We start from the raw sequence: 18782 nt of genomic DNA, 5'->3' as shown, positions 1-18782 counted from the left end.
CCGTTATCGCAGGATCAATGATAGTCCGTGATCTCGACTATAACGACCGAGCCTATTTCCCCGCCGGCGCCTTTTCCATCGCGGGGTAGAGGCCTTTTTCGAGCGAGGTCGGGTCGAAGGGGCCGACCTTTTTGTAGAGGATGGTGCCGTCGGGGCCGACCAGGTAGGATTCCGGAATGCCGTAGACGCCCCAGTCGATGGCCGCCTTGCCGTTCGGGTCGGTGCCGATCGCCTTGTAGGGGTTGCCGAGCTCGCCGAGGAAACGCAGGGCGTTGTCGTTGCGGTCCTTGTAGTTGATCGCCACGATGTTGAGGCGCGGATCTTCGCTCAGCGCTTTGAGGATCGGATGTTCTTCTCGGCAGGGGATGCACCAGGAGGCGAAGACATTGACCAGCGTCAGTTTGCCGGAAATCGCCGCGGTGGTCAGCGCCGGCAGGTGGGAGCCTTCGAGCGCCGGCAGGTTGAGCATCGGCGCCTTGGTGCCGATCAGGGCGGAGGGGATTTCGCTGATGTTCTTGCCGTTGAAATCCTGATCGTAGAGCATCTTGCCAGCGGTCAGCGCGATGATGGCGAAGACGGCAAGCGGCACGATGGCCAGGATGTAGCGGCCGATGCCCCGGCCCTCAGTCCCGCCTTTCTCGTCGACCCTATCGCTCATGACGCGGTCCCGTCGCCTTGGGCGGCGGAGCGGCGACGGATGCCGGCGGCTTCGAGCGCCCGCAACTCCTTCTGCCGGGCCCGGCCGTCAAGCCAGGTCCAGATCACCAGGGCGAGGATCACCACGCCGGTCAGGCCGTAGGACAGAGAGATGTAGAAGGCGTGGCTCATTCGCTCGTCTCCCTTCCGGCCATGCGGGCGGCCATCCGGCGCTGGGCCGCGACCCGGCGGCGCCAGATCTCGTTGCGCATGGCGGCCAGGTGCAGCGTGAAGAACAGCAGCGAGAAGGCGATCGCCATGACCAGCAGCGGCCGGAGGAATTCGGGGTCGATGGTCGGGCCGTCGAGGCGCATCACGCTGGCCGGCTGGTGCAGCGTGTTCCACCATTCCACCGAGAACTTGATGATCGGAATATTGACGAAGCCGACCAGGATCAGCACGGCGCTGACGCGGGCGGCGCGTGATGGATCATCCATGGCGCGGTTGAGCGCGATCAGGCCGAGATACATCAGGAAGAGCACGAAAACCGAGGTCAGCCGGGCATCCCAGACCCACCAGGTGCCCCACATCGGCTTGCCCCACAGCGAGCCGGTGATCAGTGCGATCAGCGTGAAGGCGGCGCCGAGCGGGGCTGCGGCCTTGTGGCTGACATCGGCCAGCGGATGGCGCCAGACCAGCGTGCCGATCGCCGAAAGGGCCATCACCGAATAACACATCATCGACAGCCAGGCGGCCGGCACATGCACATACATGATGCGCACCGTTTCGCCCTGCTGGTAATCGCCCTCGGTGGTGAAGCTCATATAGAGGCCGAGCGCCAGCAGCAGGGCCGTCAGCCCGGCCATCCAGGGCAGAATACGGCCGACCAGCGCCAGGAACCGGGTCGGGTTGGCGAGGTCGCTAAATTTGGAAATGGCAAGGCTCGTGTCGCTCATAGAACCCTTCTAACCTCAGATTGTCTTGCCTGCAATTGATCCCGGTCAATCCGTGGCGGTGCGCAGGGCGAGGGCGGCGGCCAGCGGACCGATAACGGCAAAAAATAGCGTAATTGCGATCAGGAACAGAAACGGCGGCAGGAACGGCGCCGGGTCTTCTACCGCGGCATAGCTGGCGCTGACCCCGAAGATCAGCACCGGAATGGCCAGCGGTAATACCAGGATCGACACCAGCAGCCCGCCGCGCGGCAGGGTGACGGCCACTGCGGCACCGGCTGCACCGATAAAGGTGATGGCCGGCGTGCCGACCAGCAGCGTCAGCATGACCGCGCCGATCGCCAGCTCGTCCATGTTCATGAACAGGCCGAGCAGCGGCGAGGCGAGGACCAGCGGCAGGCTGGTCGCCACCCAATGGGCCAGGCACTTCATGAAGATGGTCAGCACCAGCGGCGTCTCCTGCATCAGCAGCAGGTCGAGCGATCCATCGTCGCGGTCGGCCTGGAACAGCCGGTCAAGGCCGAGCAGGGCGGCCAAAAGCGCGCCGATCCAGACGATCGCCGGGCCGATGCGGGCCAGAAGATTGAGATCCGGCCCGACGCCGAACGGAATGACGGCGACCACGGTCAGGAAGAACAGCACGCCGATCAACGCCCCGCCCCCGGCTCTGACCGACAGTTTCAGGTCTTGCAGGAAGAGGGCGATCATGGCGTGGTCCTTGCGACCGAGGACCACGCAACGGCTGCTGTCGATACCCCCCTCTGCCCTGCCGGGCATCTCCCCCTCAAGGGGGGAGATCGACCTGGCTCGGACGGCCGAACACCAAAATCCTGCGCTGCGAAAGGCATGGCGACGGGTGATGGACTGGCAGGGCGATTGCAGGCCGGTCTGCTCGCCGGCATCGCCCGTTGCGGAGGGCGGCATCGTGAGAGAGGGCCGCTTTGGTGTGAAGCGATAGAAACGATTCGATCTCCCCCCTTGAGGGGGAGATGCCCGGCAGGGCAGAGGGGGGTAAGGCGCGTCATGCCATCTCCTCGATGTCGCGATACTCAAAGCCCTTCATCACCAGCTGTCGGGCGTCCGTCAGGCCAAGCGGCTGGTGGGTGGCGGCAATGGCCATGCCGCCGGTTTTGAGATGCGCGTCGACGAGGCCGGCGAACATCCGATCGGCGCTGGCATCAAGGGCTGCGGTCGGTTCGTCGAGAATCCACAAAGGGCGATGGGCGACCAGAAGTTTGGCCATGGCAAAACGCCGCTGCTGGCCTGCCGAGAGATAGCCGTAGGGCAGGTGGGTGATGCCGGTGAGCCCGACCAGCTCGGCGGCCTCTTCCGGTGTGCGGCCCTGGCCGCCTTCGAAGTCGCCGAGGAAATCCTTCCAGAAGGTCAGGTTTTCGAGGACGGTCAGTTCCTGCTTCATGGCATTGCGGTGGCCGAGATAATGGCTTGCCTCGCGCGGCGGGCGGTTGCTGTCGCCGGTGCCGCTATCAAACAGCACCGTGCCGCGTTCCGGGCGCAGCAGGCCCGCCACGACTCGCAGCAGCGTCGATTTGCCCGAGCCGTTGCGACCGGTCAAAATAAGTGCCTGGCCCGCTTCGAGCTGAAAGAAAATATCAACGAATATCAGATCCTCGCCGCGTCTTGCCGCCAGTTTATCGGCCGTTAGCCGCATTCCATCCCGCCTCGTGGCAAAATTTGCCATCACCTTGAAAAAAATAGTCGAAATTCGACATTGGTTGGTCTGGCACCTTTCTTAGAAATTATCTATAAGACCTGCAACCACGCCAGCGGCCGGCGTGATCATCATCCTAGCGCCGAACCTAGAGATAACAGGGTGTTATCTTTACGTGCGGACAGCGGAAATGGCCGTACCCGCATCCTGATGTGCATGAAGTGCATAGGTGTCCGCACGCGCGTGTTGGCTATCAGTATCAGCGGGGTCCTAATCCGTGTCAAAATCCCTTGACAGCTTCAATTGTCGCTCCACCCTTACCGTGAATGGCAAGGACTATGTGTATTACAGCCTGCCGAAGGCTGAGGCCAATGGTCTGGCCGGTGTGTCCAAGCTGCCTTATTCCATGAAGGTCCTGCTGGAAAATCTGCTTCGCAACGAAGACGGCCGTTCTGTCACCAAAAAGGACATCGAAAGCATCGCCGCCTGGCTGTCCGACAAGGGCACGGCGGAAGCCGAGATCGCCTATCGTCCGGCCCGCGTGCTGATGCAGGACTTTACCGGCGTTCCCGCCGTCGTCGACCTTGCCGCCATGCGCGATGCGATGGTGGCGCTCGGTGGCGATCCGGAAAAGATCAATCCGCTGGTGCCCGTCGACCTGGTCATCGACCACTCTGTTATCGTTGACGAATTCGGCACGCCGACGGCTTTTGCCCGCAACGTCGAACTCGAATACGAGCGCAATGGCGAGCGTTACCGCTTCCTGAAATGGGGCCAGCAGGCGTTCAAGAATTTCCGCGTCGTTCCTCCGGGGACCGGCATCTGTCACCAGGTCAATCTCGAATATCTCGGCCAGACCGTGTGGACCAAGGACGAGGACGGCGAAACGACCGCCTATCCCGACACCTGCGTCGGCACTGATTCGCACACCACGATGATCAACGGCCTCGGTGTTCTGGGTTGGGGCGTCGGCGGTATCGAAGCCGAAGCCGCCATGCTCGGCCAGCCGGTCTCCATGCTGCTGCCTGAAGTCATCGGTTTCAAGCTGACCGGCAAGGTCAAGGAAGGCGTCACCGCCACCGACCTGGTGCTGACCGTCGTGCAGATGCTGCGCAAGAAGGGCGTTGTGTCGAAGTTCGTCGAATTCTTCGGCCCCGGCCTTGATTCGATGACGCTGGCCGACCGTGCGACCATTGGTAACATGGGCCCGGAATATGGCGCGACCTGCGGCTTCTTCCCGGTCGATGGCGAAACCATCAACTACCTGACCATGTCCGGCCGCACCAAGGACCGGATTGCCCTGGTGGAAGCCTATTCCAAGGTGCAGGGCATGTGGCGCGACGGCGACGGTTCCGACCTCGTCTTCACCGATACGCTGGAACTGGATCTCGGCGACGTCGTGCCGTCGATGGCCGGCCCGAAGCGCCCCGAGGGCCGTCTGCCGCTCGAAACCATCGCCTCGAACTTCGCGGTCGCTCTCGAAAACGACTACAAGAAGCCGGGCCAGCTTTCGAACCGCTATGCGGTCGAGGGAACGGACTACGATATCGGTCATGGCGACGTGGCGATTGCCGCCATCACGTCCTGCACCAACACGTCCAACCCGAGCGTGCTGATCGCCGCCGGCCTTCTCGCCCGCAACGCCGTGGCCCGGGGCCTGAAGTCCAAGCCGTGGGTCAAGACCTCGCTGGCGCCGGGATCCCAGGTGGTTGGCGAATATCTCGCCAAATCAGGCCTGCAGGTGTCTCTGGATGCGCTCGGCTTCAACCTCGTCGGTTTCGGCTGCACGACCTGCATCGGCAATTCCGGCCCGCTGCCGGCGCCGATCTCCAAGACGATCAACGACAAGGGCCTGATCACGGCCGGCGTGCTGTCGGGCAACCGCAACTTCGAAGGCCGCATCTCGCCGGACGTTCAGGCCAATTACCTGGCCTCGCCGCCGCTGGTTGTGGCCTATGCGCTGGCCGGATCGGTCCAGAAGGACCTGACCACGGAGCCGCTCGGCGAAGACCAGGACGGCAACCCGGTGTTCCTCAAGGACATCTGGCCGACGTCGCACGAGATCCAGGAATTCATCCTGAAATACGTCACCCGCGAACTCTACGAATCGAAGTATGCCGACGTGTTCAAGGGCGACGAGAACTGGCAGGCCGTTCAGATCCCGCCGGGCCAGACCTATGCCTGGGACGACAATTCGACCTATGTGCAGAACCCGCCCTATTTCGTGGGCATGGGCAAGACCGGTTCCAGCCTCACCAACATCAAGGGCGCCCGCGTCCTGGGCCTGTTTGGCGACAAGATCACCACCGACCACATTTCGCCGGCCGGTTCGATCAAGGCAGCCTCTCCGGCCGGTGCCTATCTCATCGACCATGGTGTCGGCGTGGCCGACTTCAACCAGTACGGCACGCGTCGCGGCAATCATGAAGTGATGATGCGTGGCACGTTCGCCAATATCCGCATCCGCAACCACATGCTCGGACCGAACGGCAAGGAGGGTGGCTTCACCATCCACTATCCGTCCAAGGAAGAGATGTCGATTTACGATGCGGCCATGAAGTACAAGGCCGAGGGCGTTCCGCTCGTCATCTTCGCCGGCGTCGAATATGGCAACGGCTCTTCGCGTGACTGGGCTGCCAAGGGCACCAACCTGCTCGGCGTCCGCGCTGTCATCTCGCAGTCTTTCGAGCGTATCCACCGTTCCAACCTCGTCGGCATGGGCGTCGTTCCGTTCTGCTTCGAGGAGGGCACGACCTGGGCAAGCCTCAACCTGAAGGGCGACGAGACGGTCTCGATCGATGGCCTCGAAGGCGAGATCAAGCCGCGCGAGAAGAAGATCGCCAAGATCACCTATGCCGACGGTTCGGTAAAGGAGGTCCCGCTGATCTGCCGGATCGATACGCTGGATGAAGTCACCTACGTCAACAATGGCGGCATCCTGCAGACCGTTCTGCGCGATCTCGCGGCTTAAGCATCGTCGACGTTTTCGATCGGCCGCCGGAACAAGACCTGTTCCGGCGGCCTTTTTTGCGGGCACGGCCTGACAAGCGTCAAGTCTCACCCCATCGTGACTTTCTGTTGATGACGAGAGGGGTTATTTCTGATCATCATTCAGAAACTGGTCTTGATCGCGACAAGGGCCTGTGGCTATCAGGATCGAATGGACAGGTCTGTCTTTATGGTATCGAGGATATTTGCCGGATTTCTGCTGCTGTGCGTCTCCGGCTTTGGTGTTGCGCATGCGCAGGCTGGTGCGACGCCGAAGGGTGTCGTGGAACTCTTCACGTCCCAGGGCTGCCGATCCTGTCCGCCGGCCGACAGGGCGCTGGAATCGCTGATCCGGCAGGGCGACGTCGTGGCGCTCGCCTATCACGTCGACTACTGGAACTACATGGGTTGGACCGATACTCTTGCAAGCTCGGAAAATACTGCCCGCCAATATGCCTATTCCCGCAGCCTCGGCCGCAGCGGCGTCTACACGCCGCAGGCGGTGATCAACGGGCGCGAGCAGATCAAGGGCACGGATGCGGCGGTGATGAACCAGCGGCTGGAATCGCTCGAAACCTCCGGCAGCGGGCTGAACGTCGATGTCGATGCGACCATGCGCGGCGACGAGCTGTCGATCAAAATCGGGGCTGGCCGCGGCAAGGCCGATGTGGTCGTCGTCTATTTCCAGCGCCGCCGCGACGTCGACGTGCTGAAGGGCGAGAACCAGGGCAAGACCATCACCTATTGGAACAGCGTCACCGATGTTCAGACCGTTGGCATGTGGCATGGCGGCGACCTGGAGGTCGTGCTGCCGGCAAAGCTGATGAAGGGCGACAAGAGCGATGGCTGCGCCATTCTGCTGCAGGCCTCGAATGCCAAGGGCGAACCGTCCACCATTCTCGGCGCAACCGTCCTGATCGCTCCCTGAGCTTCAGGGCCGACGCCGCCCGGATCCCATCCGTAATGGTGGGATTGCTCTTGGTGGTCCGGTCTAAGGCATTGGGGGGCTGGGGGTAAGGGGTCAATGCGTCAGACCGGACCGTTTGGCGCAGGGGCGCCAACCAAGAGCGGTCAATGTCCCCCGCAAATGGGGCGCTGTTTTGACCGAAATACGGCGGGCAGTAAAAAGCTGGAACCCTGTCCGCAGTGGCATGCCGCCGCTGGCATGAGCCGTGAAAACGATGGTGCGGACTTGCATTTTGTGCCGTCTGAGGCACACTGTCATCTGTCTGTCATGACGAAGCATCGGGGAGCAGAGATGACCGATCAGCCGGATTTACAGCGCGGCGCCCAGCCGCGGCCGGACAAATGGCCCGATAAGCGGCCGGCTTCCGTGGTCGATATCGGTGAATACAGACAAAGTCTCGATCCCCTTCCGGTCACCTTCCACCGCAAGGAACTGGACGCCATCCTCTGGGTCTACGGGCGCATGGTCGGCGAGGGCGAGTGGCGGGACTATGCGCTCGACCACCTGAAGGACAGAGCGGTGTTCTCGGTTTTCAAGCGCTCCGGCGAACTTCCGCTCTACCGGATCGAAAAGAACCCGAAGCTTGCCGCCAAGCAGGGCGCCTATAGCGTCGTCAATACCAGCGGCATGATCCTGAAGCGCGGCCATGACCTGCGCCAGGTCCTGAAGGTCTTCGACAAGGTGCTGAAGCTGGTCGAATAGGCTCACCCTTCATAGAGCGTGCCGGGATAGGCCGTTTCGTCGGGATCCGTGGTGAGCCCCTGCCCGAGGGCGCGCTGCATCAGGACGGTATCCAGCCAGCGCCCGTGCTTGAAGCCGGTGCCTTTCAGCGTGCCGGACAGTTCGAAGCCGCAGGCCCGATGCACACCGACGGAGGCCTCGCTGGCCCCGCCGATCACGGCCACCATCTGGCGAAAGCCGAGCGCCGTGCAGCGGGCCACCAGTTCGCTCAGCAAGGCCTTGCCGAGCCCCAGGCCGCGGGCATTCTCTGCGATATAGATGGAATCCTCGACAAGCCAGCGATAGGCCGGGCGGGTGCGAAAGGCCGAGGCATAGGCATAGCCGAGCAGGCGCCCGTCCGGCCCCTCGGCGGCAATGTAGGGATAGCCGCGGCCGGTGATGGCGGAAAGGCGCTCGGCCATGTCAGCCTCGCTCGGCGGTGCCAGTTCGTAGCTTGCCGTCCCGGTCAGGACAGCATCGCGATAAATCTCGGCAATCGACGGGATGTCGGCCGCGCAGGCATTTCGAAGCATGAATGTCATGAAAGGCTCATCGAGCGAGGGAGAGACTGTTCATCATCACCAATCGGCCTGTTCAGTTCAAGACACAAAAAAGGCGGCCGGAGCCGCCTTTTCTCAATTGTTGTCCGTTCAGACTATTCGCGGTTTCCGAGGAAACGCAGCATGAACAGGAACAGGTTGATGAAGTCGAGATAGAGCGTCAGAGCGCCCATGATCGCCTTGCGGCTTGCGCCGTCCTGGCTGTCGGCTTCAAAGTAAGATTCCTTGATGCGCTGGGTGTCGTAGGCGGTGAGGCCCGCAAAGATCAGCACGCCGATCGCCGAGATCGCAAATTCCAGAGCCGAGGAGGCCAGGAAGATGTTGACGATCGAGGCGATGATCAGGCCGAACAGACCCATGATCAGGAACGAACCCATGGCCGACAGGCTCTTCTTGGTGGTGTAGCCGTAGAGCGACAGGGCACCGAAGGATGCAGCGGTCACGAAGAAGGTCTGGACGATGCTCTGGCCGGTATAGATCAGGAAGATCGACGACAGCGACAGGCCCATCAGAGCCGCATAGACCCAGAAGGTCGTCTGCGCTGCGGACACGCTCATCTTTTCGATGCGGAAACTCAGGAAGAAGACCATGCCGACTGGCGCCAGAATGACCAACCATTTCAGCGGGCTGGCATAGATGGCCTGGCCGAACGCCGTCAGCTGGCCGTTATCGACCGCGAACTGGAACGACAGATAGGATGCGATGCCGGTGATGACCAGACCCAATGCCATCAGGTTGTAAACCTTGAGCATATAGGCGCGCAGGCCTTCATCAATCATCGTCGCGGACTGCGCATTGTTCTGCGCCATCCTGCCTTGGTAGTTACGAAGATCAGACATTTTTTCCTCTTTATAAGCTCCGAGTTGTTTACGGTGTCGGGACATCATTCCCAGGCGCCGCTGCGGAGCTCCAGCATGCCTATCTCCAATATGAGGTGATATCGATGCCGGTACAAGACCCAAGGGCTTGGAAATGCGCCGGACGCGGCCGTGAGCCGCCCACGGGCCTGCGGCTCACGACAAGTTCATCGCTGTTCGGAGGTGCAACGGCGCCTAGAGTTCCCTAAGCACAGGTGCCGCCTTCTGGCCGAGAATGCGCCAGGTGCCGGCCAGACCGATGCCGATCGTCGTGATCATGGCAATGGCCAGCGTCGAGAGCGCCACGGTCGGCAGGAAGGAGGACGGCAGGTTCATGACCTGGGTCACCACAAACCATGCGGCCGTGCCGCCGGCTAGCAGCGCGAAGATCGCGGTCGCCACGCCCAGCAGCAGATATTCGTAGGTGAAGGCGCGGATCAGCGTGGCGCGGGTGGCGCCGAGCGTCTTCAGCACCACGGCGTCATGGGTGCGGGCCCGGTTACCGGCGGCCAGCGCACCGGCCAGGACCAGGACCGACGACAGCAGGGCGATCGCCGCTGCGGCACGGATCGCGGTTGCCAGCTGGCCAACGAGGCTGTTGACGACATCGAGCGCATCCTTGACCCGCACGCTGGTGATGGTCGGGTGCTTCTGGGTGACAGTGCGCAGGATCATCGCCTCGGTTTCGGGCGTGGCCGTTGCATCCGTCAAGGTGGCAAGCCAGGCATGGGGTGCACCGGCAAAGGTGTTCGGCGAGAAGACCATCACGAAATTGATCGACAGGGATTCCCACTCGACCTTGCGGAAGTTGGATATCTTCGCGGTGATGTTGCGCCCCAGCACGTTGACGGTGACGGTGTCGCCGATCTTCAAGCCGAGTTCGAGCGCCTCCTGCTCGGAAAACGAGACGAGCGGCTCGCCGGTATAGTTGGCCGGCCACCACGCCCCTTGGGTGACCGCGGCATTTTCCGGGATCGTCTCGCTATAGGTGATGCCGCGGTCGCCGCGCAGCACCCAGCGGCCTTCCGGCGGCACCTCCATCTTGGCGACATCGGTGCCATTGAAAGCAAGGATGCGGCCGCGCAGCATGGGCACTTCAACGATCTGGCCGTTTGGCGCCTTGTCCTTGAGGATGGAGCGGAAGCTGTCGAGATCGTTGCGCTGGATGTCGACGAAGAAGAAGTTGGGCGCCCGCTCCGGCAGGTTGCCGATCAGTTCGCGGCGCAGGTTGCCGTCGATCAGCGCTAGCGTAACCAGAAGGGCAAGGCCGAGGCCGAGCGACAGGATGACCGAGGGGGTCAAGGCGCCGGGCCGATGGATATTGCCGATGGCAAGCCTTAAGGCCGCCGAAGGCAGGCGCGGGCTGCGGCGGGCAAGGGCAGCGACCCCGACCGCGACCAGGCGCAGCACGACGAAGCCCGAGGCCATGGCGACGAGGAAGATCAGCGCCAGGCGACGATCATAGGCCGAAAACACCGCAAGGCCGGCCAGGCTCAGAATGGCGATGGCTGTGGCCAGCAGATAGGGCCAGGAGGGCAGGCCGCGCGATTCGAAGCCGTTTTCGCGAAACAGCGCCGTGGCTGGTACTTCGCGGGAATGGCCGAGCGGCACGATGGCAAAGGCAAGGGCGGTCAGCGCGCCGAACAGCGCGGCCAGGGCCAGGGCGCCGGGATAGAGGGCGGGGCTGGCCGAAATCGGCAGGAATTGCGCCAGATAATAGCTGGCGATCATCGGGGCAATGGCGCCGATCACCAGGCCGAGCAGGATGCCGATCACAGCGATGATGGCAATCTGGAAGAAATAGACCATGACCACCACCGAGACCGGGGCGCCTAAGCATTTGAGGGTGGCAATCACGGTGCGTTTGGAATCGAGGAAGGCGCGCACGGCATTGGCCACGCCGACGCCGCCGACGATCAGGGCAGTCAAGCCGACCAGGGTCAGGAATTGCGAGAAACGCACGACGTTTTCGGTCAGCGATGGTGCGGCCCGGTCGCTGGTGCGGATCGACCAGCCGGCATTGGGCACGGTTTTCGTGGCGTCGGCGCGGATCGCCTCGAAATCCCTGGCTGGCGGCGTCAGGCGGATCTTGTAGACCTGCTCGACGAGGCTGCCGGTCTGGATCAGGCCCGAGGCCTGCAAAGCGTCGCGGCTGGTCAGAAGGCGGGGTGCAAAGCCGAAGCCTTCGGAAATGGCGTCGGGTTCCGAAACGATCGTGCCGGTGATCCTGATGCGGGCATTGCCGACCAGCATCTCGTCACCAATGGATAGGCCCATCCGATCGATCAGCAGGGGCGCGACCACGGCACCATAGGCATCACCCTGTTTCGTCAGAAGACCGGCCAGCGGCTGCTGCGGCTCGGTTTTCAGCGTGCCGTAGAGGGGATAGACATCGTCGACAGCCTTAATCTCGACCAGCGACTGGTCGGACCCGTCCGGCAGCCGCGCCATGGAGCGCAGATTGGTCGAGACGGAGACCGTGCCGAGAGCGTCGAGGAATTGCCGCTCCTGAGATGTCGCCTCGCGATTGTTCAGCTCGAAGCGGATGTCGCCGGCCAGCAAGGACTGGCCCTGCGTCGCGATCGACCGGGTGATCGAAGTCGAGACCGAATTGACGGCGGCGATGGCGCCGGTGCCCAGCGCGATGCAGGCAAGGAAGATATAGAAACCCTTCAACCCGCCGCGCATTTCGCGCAGCGCCAGCTGGAAGGCGACCTTGAGGCGCGGCAGGAAGGCGCTCATGCGAGGACCGTCTCGCCGGGGACGGCTGGTGCCGTGTCGTCTTTTTCCAACCGGCCGGAATTGACGCGGACCTGGCGCGAGCAGCGCGCCGCTAGCGCCGGATCATGGGTGACGAGGATCAGCGTGGTCTGGCGTTCGGCCTGCTTGGCAAACAGCAGGTCGGCGATCTGGCGGCCGGTCGCGCCGTCGAGGTTGCCGGTCGGCTCATCGGCAATCAGCACGGTGGGATTGGGGGCGAGCGCCCGGGCGATGGCAACGCGCTGCTGCTCGCCGCCCGACAGCTGGCCGGGATAATGGTTCAGCCGCTCGCCAAGGCCGACGGCGACCAGTTCCTTGCGGGCGATCTCGAACGGGTTGCGGATATTGGCCAGTTCCAGCGGCACGGCGACATTTTCCAGGGCCGTCATGTTGGCAATCAGATGGAAGGACTGGAAGACGATGCCGATATTGCGGCCGCGGAATTCGGCCAGCTTGTCTTCGCCCAGCCTGTGCAGGGCCGTGCCGTTGATATGGATCTCGCCGGTATCCAGCCGCTCCAGGCCGGCCAGCACCATCAGCAATGTCGACTTGCCGGATCCGGAGGGTCCGACGATCCCGATCGCCTCGCCTTCGGCGATGGTCAGGTCGATTCCTTTGAGAACATGGACGGTGGCCGCGGCATTCCCGAGCGTCAGATCAGCACCCTTTAGCTCGATGATGGTTTTTCTCACGAGATTCCGTCCTATATTGCAGTCTTCGGGAAATGGGCGGGCCTGCCGGCATGGCGTTGTCAGGACCAATCTAGGGAACGTAAGATGAGATTTAAAGCGGCGATCCTTCAATTCGGCGTCATGATGGCGGCCTTAGTCTCCATGGCGACCTCCGCCGGTGCGCAGGACAAAGCAGTACAATTGGTCGGTCTCGGCGACAGCCTGATGGCCGGCTATCAACTGGCCGACCAGGACTCCCTGCCGGCGCAACTGCAAAAATCATTGCAGGAAAAGGGCCTGAATGTTGTGGTCACCAATGCCGGCGTCTCCGGGGATACCAGCGCCGGCGGCCTTTCGAGGGTCGACTGGTCGGTACCGGACGGCACCGACGGGGTGATCCTGGAACTGGGCGCCAACGATGCGCTGCGCGGCATTGCGCCGGAAGAAACCGAGAAGAACCTTGAGGCGATCATCACGCGGCTGAAGGAGAAGAAGGTCGGCATTCTGCTGGTCGGCATGCTGGCGCCACCCAATATGGGCGACGAGTACCAGAAGCGGTTTAACGGGATTTATCAGAGGCTTGCCGACAAGCACACGCTGCCGCTCTATCCGTTTATCCTGGATGGCGTGATCACCGAGGCCGGCCTCAAGCTCGATGACGGCATGCATCCGAACGCTGAAGGCGTTGGTGTGATGGCCGGTCTGATGCTGCCGCAGATCGAGCAGTTTATCGCCACGCTTCCGGCCAAAACCGAGTAGCAAAGCTTTGCGGTTTTAACGTTAAAAAATGACTCCCAAAGCTTGGGGCTTGCGTGAATTTCGATTGCATGATTCGCTGTTAGCGTCTGCAAAAGATTCGGGGAGCTCGCCATGCCGAGATTATTCACTGCCCTCGAAATTCCGCGTAATGCGGCGATGAGCCTTTCATTGCTGCGCGGAGGGCTTCCCGGAGCCCGATGGATCGACGTGGAAAATTATCACATCACCCTGCGCTTCATCGGCGATGTCGACGGTCGTACCGCCGACGAGATCGTCGATCGGCTGGACCGGATCGATCGTCCGGAATTCCAGCTGAGCCTCAACGGCATCGGTTCCTTCGGTTCGAAGAAGCCGCATTCCATCTGGGCCGGCGTGACCCCGACGCCGGAAATGTCCGCGCTGCAGGGTGAGATCGAACGCATCTGCCAGCGGATCGGTCTGCCGCCGGATCCGCGCAAGTTCATGCCGCATGTCACTTTGGCGCGGCTGAAATCGGCGCGCGTCGACGATGTCGTGCATTACCTTGCCGGCCGCGGCAATTTCCAGACCTCGCTGTTTTCCGTGTCGCGCTTCGTGCTGCTGTCGTCGCGGGAATCGGTCGGCGGCGGGCCCTACCTGACCGAGGAAGTGTTCCCGCTGCACGAGCGCTCGTCGGTCAGCCTGGCGAGCAGGGAGCTGCAGCCGGAAAAAACCATGCTGTAGACGGTCTCGAACCCATCGGGGCCACCATAGTAGGGATCCGGTATGTCGACATCGGCGCCTGTCGCATAGGCGCTGAAGAGATCGATGCGGCTCGCCGCCGAGGCCGGTGCCACCCGCCGGATGCCGGCAAGATTGTCGTGGTCCATGGCAAGGATCAGGGCAAAGCGGTCGAAATCGGCGGGTTCGATCTGGCGGGCGCGCTGCCCTGATATGTCGATGCCATGGCGTGCCGCCACCGCGACCGATCGGCTGTCGGGCCTATTGCCGGCATGCCAATTCCCCGTTCCGGCCGACGAGCAGGGAAACAAATCGGCTTTCCCGGCGTTGATGGCAAGGTGCCTGAAGATACCTTCGCCAAGCGGCGATCGGCAGATGTTTCCCATGCAGACGAACAGGATGGGGTGGGTGTTCATGCCGGTATCTCCGCAGCGAGACGACAAATGCAAAACAAGGGCGGATTCATGAAATATGCAAAGCTGGACAGCAAGGCAATCGACGATGCCCTGCGAAACCTTGATGGCTGGGAGCGTTCCGAAGACGGCTTATCGATCGTTCGCCATTTCGAGTTCCGGGATTTTGCCGAAGCGTTCGGCTTCATGGCCGAATGCGCGCTGTTTGCCGAGAAACTGGATCATCATCCGGAATGGTCGAATGTCTATCGGCGGGTTGAGATCACTTTGACAACTCACAGCGCGGACGGGCTGACGGAACTTGACTTCGAGCTGGCGCGCCTGATGGACAAGGCCGCACAGCGGCGCAATTGACACTCCCCGGGCCGATCCCCATATCGACTGCAAATGTTGAGGACGAGGCGATGGACGATATCAAGATAGGCGAGATCCTGTTGCCGGGCGATGAACCGACCCAGGAAAAACAGGAGCGGACGGTCCGTGCCAAATTCTGGCCGACCCTGAAGAAGGCTGTCCGGCAGGTGCCGCTGGGCCGCGATGTCGTTGCGGCCTTCTATTGCGCGACCGACCGCGACACCCCGTTGCGGGTGCGTGGCGTTCTGCTGGCGGCGCTTGGCTATTTCGTCATGCCGATCGACGTGGTTCCCGATGTCCTGGCCTTTATCGGCTTTACCGACGATATCGCCGTGCTGACGACTGCCATCGCCCTGATCAACAGCAATATCAAAGACCGTCACTATCTGGCCGCCGACAGGGCGCTTGCCGACGAAGACCTGGCCGAAACCACGAAGAGTTGATCTGCCGCAAGGCCCGGCTTTGCGGCCTGCACGGTAAAATCCTGCCTCAAGCCCAATTCTCGCCCGATTCCTTGTGTTTCACATCGATACCGGCGGATTTCCGGCATTCGCACTTCTTGAAAAAATCCGTAGAAAAACCGGTACGTTGGCCAAAAATGAAGCGGTCTAAGCTACCAACCGCCGCGATGTTGACGGTTTGGTAACGTAAATTAAGTCAAACTGAATCAAGTTTGATGGTGGACGCCCGGCATGTTCGACCGGGACAATTGACGGAAAAACAACCGGCAGGAAAACATGTTTGTAAAAAGTATCGCATCCGCAGTCGTCTTCACGCTGGCAAGTGCCGGCATGGCCTCGGCACAGTCCCCGACACGCATCGAGCAGTTCAAGGCCTGGGGTGCCTACTCCTACAAGGCGACGAGCGGCACGGTCTGCTACGTGCTGTCCGTTCCGACCGGCAAGGAGCCGCCCTCCGTCAACCATGGCGATATCTTCTTCATCGTGTCGCAGCGGCCCGGCCAGAACATTTCCTACGAGCCGCAGGCGATGATGGGCTACACCCTGAAGGATGCCTCGAAGGTCAATGTCGATATCGACGGCAAGATTTTCGTGATGTTCACCAAGGAGACTGCTGCCTGGGTGGAGAACGCGGCGGAAGAGCCGGCGCTGGTGGCGGCGATGAAGTCGGGCAAGGCGATGACCGTAAGGGCAACATCGGCGCGCGGCACACCCACGTCCTACACCTATTCGCTGGCCGGCATCTCGGCAGCCCTGAAGCAGATCGAGACCTGCAAGTAAGGTTTGAAGACGGACCGTCCCGTCGCGATTTTGAAAGGCTGGCGCCATGCCAGCCTTTCGCATTTGTGCAGAAGCCTTTTGCCAAAGGCGTTTTTTGATGCTAAAGCGCCGCGCTTGAGCCCAAAGCTTTCGGCCGTTTGCTCGGCCTTTCCGGTTTTCTATGATACTGCAGGCCGAGTTCACGACTTCGCTTCAAGACTGCGGAGCGTGACCGGTTTGGTGCAAGAGGTGATGCATGGCTGCCACTGAAATCGTCATCGAGCGCAAGACCCCGCCGTCGGCCGGCCCGAGGCCTTCCTCCGGCGCGTTGAAACCGTCGCTGGTCGGCCTCAGCCGCGAGGAGATGGGCGAGCAGCTGCGCGACAAGGGCGTGCCGGATCGGCAGGTCAAGATGCGGGTCAGCCAGCTGTGGAACTGGATCTATGTGCGCGGCGTCTCCGATTTCGACGGGATGGCCAATGTCTCCAAAGACATGCGCGAGATGCTGAAGACCCATTTCACCATCGCCCGGCCCGAGGTTGTCGAGGAGCAGGTGTCCAATGACGGCACCCGCAAATGGCTGTTGCGCTTTCCGCCGCGCGGCGCCGGTCGGCCGGTTGAGGTGGAAACCGTCTATATTCCCGAAGAGGGCCGCGGCACGCTGTGCGTCTCCAGCCAGGTCGGCTGTACGCTGACCTGTTCCTTCTGTCACACCGGCACGCAGAAGCTGGTGCGCAATCTGACGGCCGAGGAAATCCTCGCGCAGCTGCTGCTGGCGCGCGACCGGCTTGGCGACTTCCCGGCGGGCGATGCGCCGGTCGGCGCCATGGTGCCGTCGGAAGGCCGAAGGGTCACCAATATGGTGATGATGGGCATGGGCGAGCCGCTCTACAATTTCGAAGAGGTGAAGAAGGCGCTGCTGATCGCCTCGGATGGCGACGGGCTGTCCCTGTCGAAGCGCCGCATCACGCTCTCGACCTCCGGCGTCGTGCCGGAAATCTACCGCACCGGCGAGGAAATCGGCGTGATGCTGGCGATTTCGCTGCATGCGGTGCGCGACGATCTGCGTGACCTCTTGGTGCCGATCAACAAGAAATATCCGCTGAAGGAGCTGATCGAGGCCTGCCGCAATTATCCCGGCGTCTCGAATGCCCGCCGCATCACATTCGAATATGTGATGCTGAAGGACGTCAATGACAGCCTCGAAGATGCCAAGGGGCTGATCCAGCTGCTGAAGGGCGTGCCGTCCAAGATCAATCTCATTCCGTTCAATCCCTGGCCGGGCACCAATTACCAGTGTTCGGACTGGGAACAGATCGAGAAATTCGCCGATTTCATCAATGCGGCCGGTTATGCCTCGCCAATCCGCACGCCGCGCGGCCGCGATATCCTGGCCGCCTGCGGCCAGCTGAAGTCGGAGTCGGAGCGCATGCGCAAGACCGAGCGCCTGGCCTTCGAGGCGATGATGATCGCCGGCCATGGCGAAGACGACGACTGATCTTGTGCAGGGTGCTCCAGCGTGCCATGTCCTCGATGGACAAGGGCCGGCGGCAGGGCCGATTTCGCCTCGTGGTGCCTTTTTGTCGTCGCTATCGATTTCGTGCTGGGGATCATACACTTTGGCGCGACCTCGAAGCAGGCGCCAATACCATATGCTGACTTAGCAGCATAAGTTTAGAGCCGTTGCAGAGAGCCTGGGTGATTGGGGAATTTATATTAAACTTCCCGCTCTTGTATTGGCTTGAGCGATTTTACGCAACTTTACAAAAGTTAACGGCACTTAACGTTCGTTACGTTACACTGCGTTTCCGATTATCCGACGCAGTGAGAAGAAATTGAAAACAAAATCTCGTGGAATGCTACGGCTCGCACTGATGCCTGCCATTGCGATAAGTTGTTTTGTCGGGGACGCATTCGGACAGATGCCGCCGCCGTCGCCAGGCATGGGCGATGCGCCTCCGCCGCCACCGATGGTCTGCATGATCCTGCCACCCCCTGACGCTCCGGCCGGCGCCCCCCCGGTGGTATGTCGAGCCCAGCGCCCGGGCCCCCCGGGTGCCCCGTGCCGATGCCAGGGCGTGCCCGTGCCAGGGCGGCTGGATTTTGCACGGTAAGCAAAAGTTGAAGCGTGCCAAGGCGGGTCTGCGCGATCGCATAGACCCGCCTTGATCTGTCTTGCGATCCGTTCGGCAGCGCAGATGCAGCACATAAAGAAACAAAGCGGACGGGGCGGATCTTAGAGATCACGACGCGCTTTGGAATACGAAGGAGACCCATATGTATTCGTCACCAAAACTCGCAACCCTCGCAACGATCATTTTTTCCAGCTGGCTGGGGATAGCAGGGGCCGCCGGCGCGCAGAGCGCTTTCAACACTGTTCCCGATCAAGAGACCGGTACTGTGCAAATCGCTCAGATGAAGCAAAATGACGTGCCAGAAAAGCCTCGCAAAAAAGCCAGCCCTGCCAAAAAGGCTAAAGCCTGCTCGAGCCAGGGGAATCCGGATAATCGTGGCCAACAGTCTTGCCCACCGCCGCCGTCCCGCTGATGCGGGTTG

At 61.7% G+C, this 18782-nt stretch carries 20 protein-coding genes; 10 read left to right on the top strand and 10 right to left on the bottom strand.

Going from position 1 to position 18782, the window contains the following annotated elements:
- Nucleotides 1-52: 52 nt before the first annotated feature.
- The 5 genes from HGO38_RS17785 to ccmA form a co-directional block, all read right to left on the bottom strand.
- On the bottom strand, nucleotides 53-658 hold the full coding sequence (locus HGO38_RS17785; RefSeq protein ID WP_250957239.1) for a DsbE family thiol:disulfide interchange protein: 606 nt from the start codon (nucleotides 656-658) through the stop codon (nucleotides 53-55).
- Entirely contained in the window at nucleotides 655-828 is a 174-nt protein-coding gene (gene ccmD, locus HGO38_RS17780) for a heme exporter protein CcmD (protein ID WP_250957238.1), read from the bottom strand. Before ccmD ends, HGO38_RS17785 begins: the two co-directional genes overlap by 4 nt.
- Nucleotides 825-1592, bottom strand: coding sequence for a heme ABC transporter permease (locus tag HGO38_RS17775; RefSeq protein ID WP_250957237.1), 768 nt, complete (start codon nucleotides 1590-1592; stop codon nucleotides 825-827). The genes ccmD and HGO38_RS17775 overlap by 4 nt, the downstream gene beginning before the upstream one ends.
- Before the next feature lie 45 nt (nucleotides 1593-1637).
- Nucleotides 1638-2297 carry a heme exporter protein CcmB gene (ccmB, locus tag HGO38_RS17770; RefSeq protein ID WP_250957296.1) on the bottom strand — a complete coding sequence of 220 codons (660 nt, stop codon included), beginning with the start codon at nucleotides 2295-2297 and terminating at the stop codon, nucleotides 1638-1640.
- A gap of 313 nt (nucleotides 2298-2610) precedes the next feature.
- Entirely contained in the window at nucleotides 2611-3258 is a 648-nt protein-coding gene (gene ccmA, locus HGO38_RS17765) for a heme ABC exporter ATP-binding protein CcmA (RefSeq protein ID WP_250957236.1), read from the bottom strand.
- A gap of 277 nt (nucleotides 3259-3535) precedes the next feature.
- On the opposite strand from ccmA, the gene acnA reads away from it, so the two are divergent.
- The 3 genes from acnA to HGO38_RS17750 all read left to right on the top strand — a co-directional run bounded on the left by acnA (nucleotide 3536) and on the right by HGO38_RS17750 (nucleotide 7915).
- Nucleotides 3536-6229: an aconitate hydratase AcnA gene (gene acnA, locus HGO38_RS17760; protein ID WP_250957235.1), complete on the top strand. Its 2694-nt coding sequence runs from the start codon at nucleotides 3536-3538 to the stop codon at nucleotides 6227-6229.
- 207 nt (nucleotides 6230-6436) lie between these two features.
- Complete coding sequence (locus tag HGO38_RS17755; RefSeq protein WP_250957234.1) at nucleotides 6437-7174, top strand: DUF1223 domain-containing protein; 738 nt, start codon at nucleotides 6437-6439, stop codon at nucleotides 7172-7174.
- 330 nt (nucleotides 7175-7504) lie between these two features.
- Complete coding sequence (locus tag HGO38_RS17750; protein WP_250957233.1) at nucleotides 7505-7915, top strand: DUF2794 domain-containing protein; 411 nt, start codon at nucleotides 7505-7507, stop codon at nucleotides 7913-7915.
- A 2-nt stretch (nucleotides 7916-7917) separates the two neighbouring features.
- On the opposite strand, the gene HGO38_RS17745 is transcribed toward HGO38_RS17750, so the two are convergent.
- From HGO38_RS17745 to HGO38_RS17730, 4 genes are all read right to left on the bottom strand, one after another.
- Nucleotides 7918-8475 carry a GNAT family N-acetyltransferase gene (locus HGO38_RS17745; RefSeq protein ID WP_250957232.1) on the bottom strand — a complete coding sequence of 186 codons (558 nt, stop codon included), beginning with the start codon at nucleotides 8473-8475 and terminating at the stop codon, nucleotides 7918-7920.
- A gap of 113 nt (nucleotides 8476-8588) precedes the next feature.
- Nucleotides 8589-9332 carry a Bax inhibitor-1/YccA family protein gene (locus HGO38_RS17740; RefSeq protein WP_250957231.1) on the bottom strand — a complete coding sequence of 248 codons (744 nt, stop codon included), beginning with the start codon at nucleotides 9330-9332 and terminating at the stop codon, nucleotides 8589-8591.
- 213 nt (nucleotides 9333-9545) lie between these two features.
- Entirely contained in the window at nucleotides 9546-12092 is a 2547-nt protein-coding gene (locus tag HGO38_RS17735; RefSeq protein WP_250957230.1) for an ABC transporter permease, read from the bottom strand.
- Nucleotides 12089-12802: an ABC transporter ATP-binding protein gene (locus HGO38_RS17730; protein ID WP_250957229.1), complete on the bottom strand. Its 714-nt coding sequence runs from the start codon at nucleotides 12800-12802 to the stop codon at nucleotides 12089-12091. The genes HGO38_RS17735 and HGO38_RS17730 overlap by 4 nt, the downstream gene beginning before the upstream one ends.
- A gap of 84 nt (nucleotides 12803-12886) precedes the next feature.
- Here HGO38_RS17730 and HGO38_RS17725 point away from each other — a divergent pair, with 84 nt between their 5' ends.
- Together HGO38_RS17725 and thpR are read left to right on the top strand one after the other, a co-directional pair.
- Entirely contained in the window at nucleotides 12887-13540 is a 654-nt protein-coding gene (locus HGO38_RS17725; protein ID WP_250957228.1) for an arylesterase, read from the top strand.
- A gap of 111 nt (nucleotides 13541-13651) precedes the next feature.
- Entirely contained in the window at nucleotides 13652-14242 is a 591-nt protein-coding gene (gene thpR / locus HGO38_RS17720) for an RNA 2',3'-cyclic phosphodiesterase (RefSeq protein WP_250957227.1), read from the top strand.
- Here the strand turns inward: thpR and HGO38_RS17715 are convergent.
- Complete coding sequence (locus HGO38_RS17715) at nucleotides 14152-14655, bottom strand: low molecular weight protein-tyrosine-phosphatase (protein ID WP_250957226.1); 504 nt, start codon at nucleotides 14653-14655, stop codon at nucleotides 14152-14154. The two genes, thpR and HGO38_RS17715, sit on opposite strands and share 91 nt — an antisense overlap.
- A gap of 48 nt (nucleotides 14656-14703) precedes the next feature.
- Between HGO38_RS17715 and HGO38_RS17710 the strand changes: the two genes are divergently transcribed.
- The 5 genes from HGO38_RS17710 (at nucleotide 14704) to HGO38_RS17690 (ending at nucleotide 18773) form a co-directional block, all read left to right on the top strand.
- Nucleotides 14704-15006, top strand: coding sequence for a 4a-hydroxytetrahydrobiopterin dehydratase (locus HGO38_RS17710; RefSeq protein ID WP_250957295.1), 303 nt, complete (start codon nucleotides 14704-14706; stop codon nucleotides 15004-15006).
- A 50-nt stretch (nucleotides 15007-15056) separates the two neighbouring features.
- Complete coding sequence (locus HGO38_RS17705; RefSeq protein WP_250957225.1) at nucleotides 15057-15449, top strand: YkvA family protein; 393 nt, start codon at nucleotides 15057-15059, stop codon at nucleotides 15447-15449.
- A gap of 294 nt (nucleotides 15450-15743) precedes the next feature.
- Complete coding sequence (locus HGO38_RS17700) at nucleotides 15744-16247, top strand: invasion associated locus B family protein (protein WP_250957224.1); 504 nt, start codon at nucleotides 15744-15746, stop codon at nucleotides 16245-16247.
- A 235-nt stretch (nucleotides 16248-16482) separates the two neighbouring features.
- A complete protein-coding gene (rlmN, locus tag HGO38_RS17695; protein ID WP_250957223.1) occupies nucleotides 16483-17724 on the top strand; it encodes a dual-specificity RNA methyltransferase RlmN in 1242 nt (413 codons plus the stop codon).
- A 779-nt stretch (nucleotides 17725-18503) separates the two neighbouring features.
- Nucleotides 18504-18773, top strand: coding sequence for a hypothetical protein (locus HGO38_RS17690; protein ID WP_250957222.1), 270 nt, complete (start codon nucleotides 18504-18506; stop codon nucleotides 18771-18773).
- Nucleotides 18774-18782 lie beyond the last annotated feature (9 nt).

The sequence above is a fragment of the Rhizobium sp. CG5 genome (genome assembly GCF_023701945.1).
Lineage (GTDB): Bacteria > Pseudomonadota > Alphaproteobacteria > Rhizobiales > Rhizobiaceae > Allorhizobium.
This window is presented reverse-complemented; position numbering and strand designations above follow the sequence as displayed.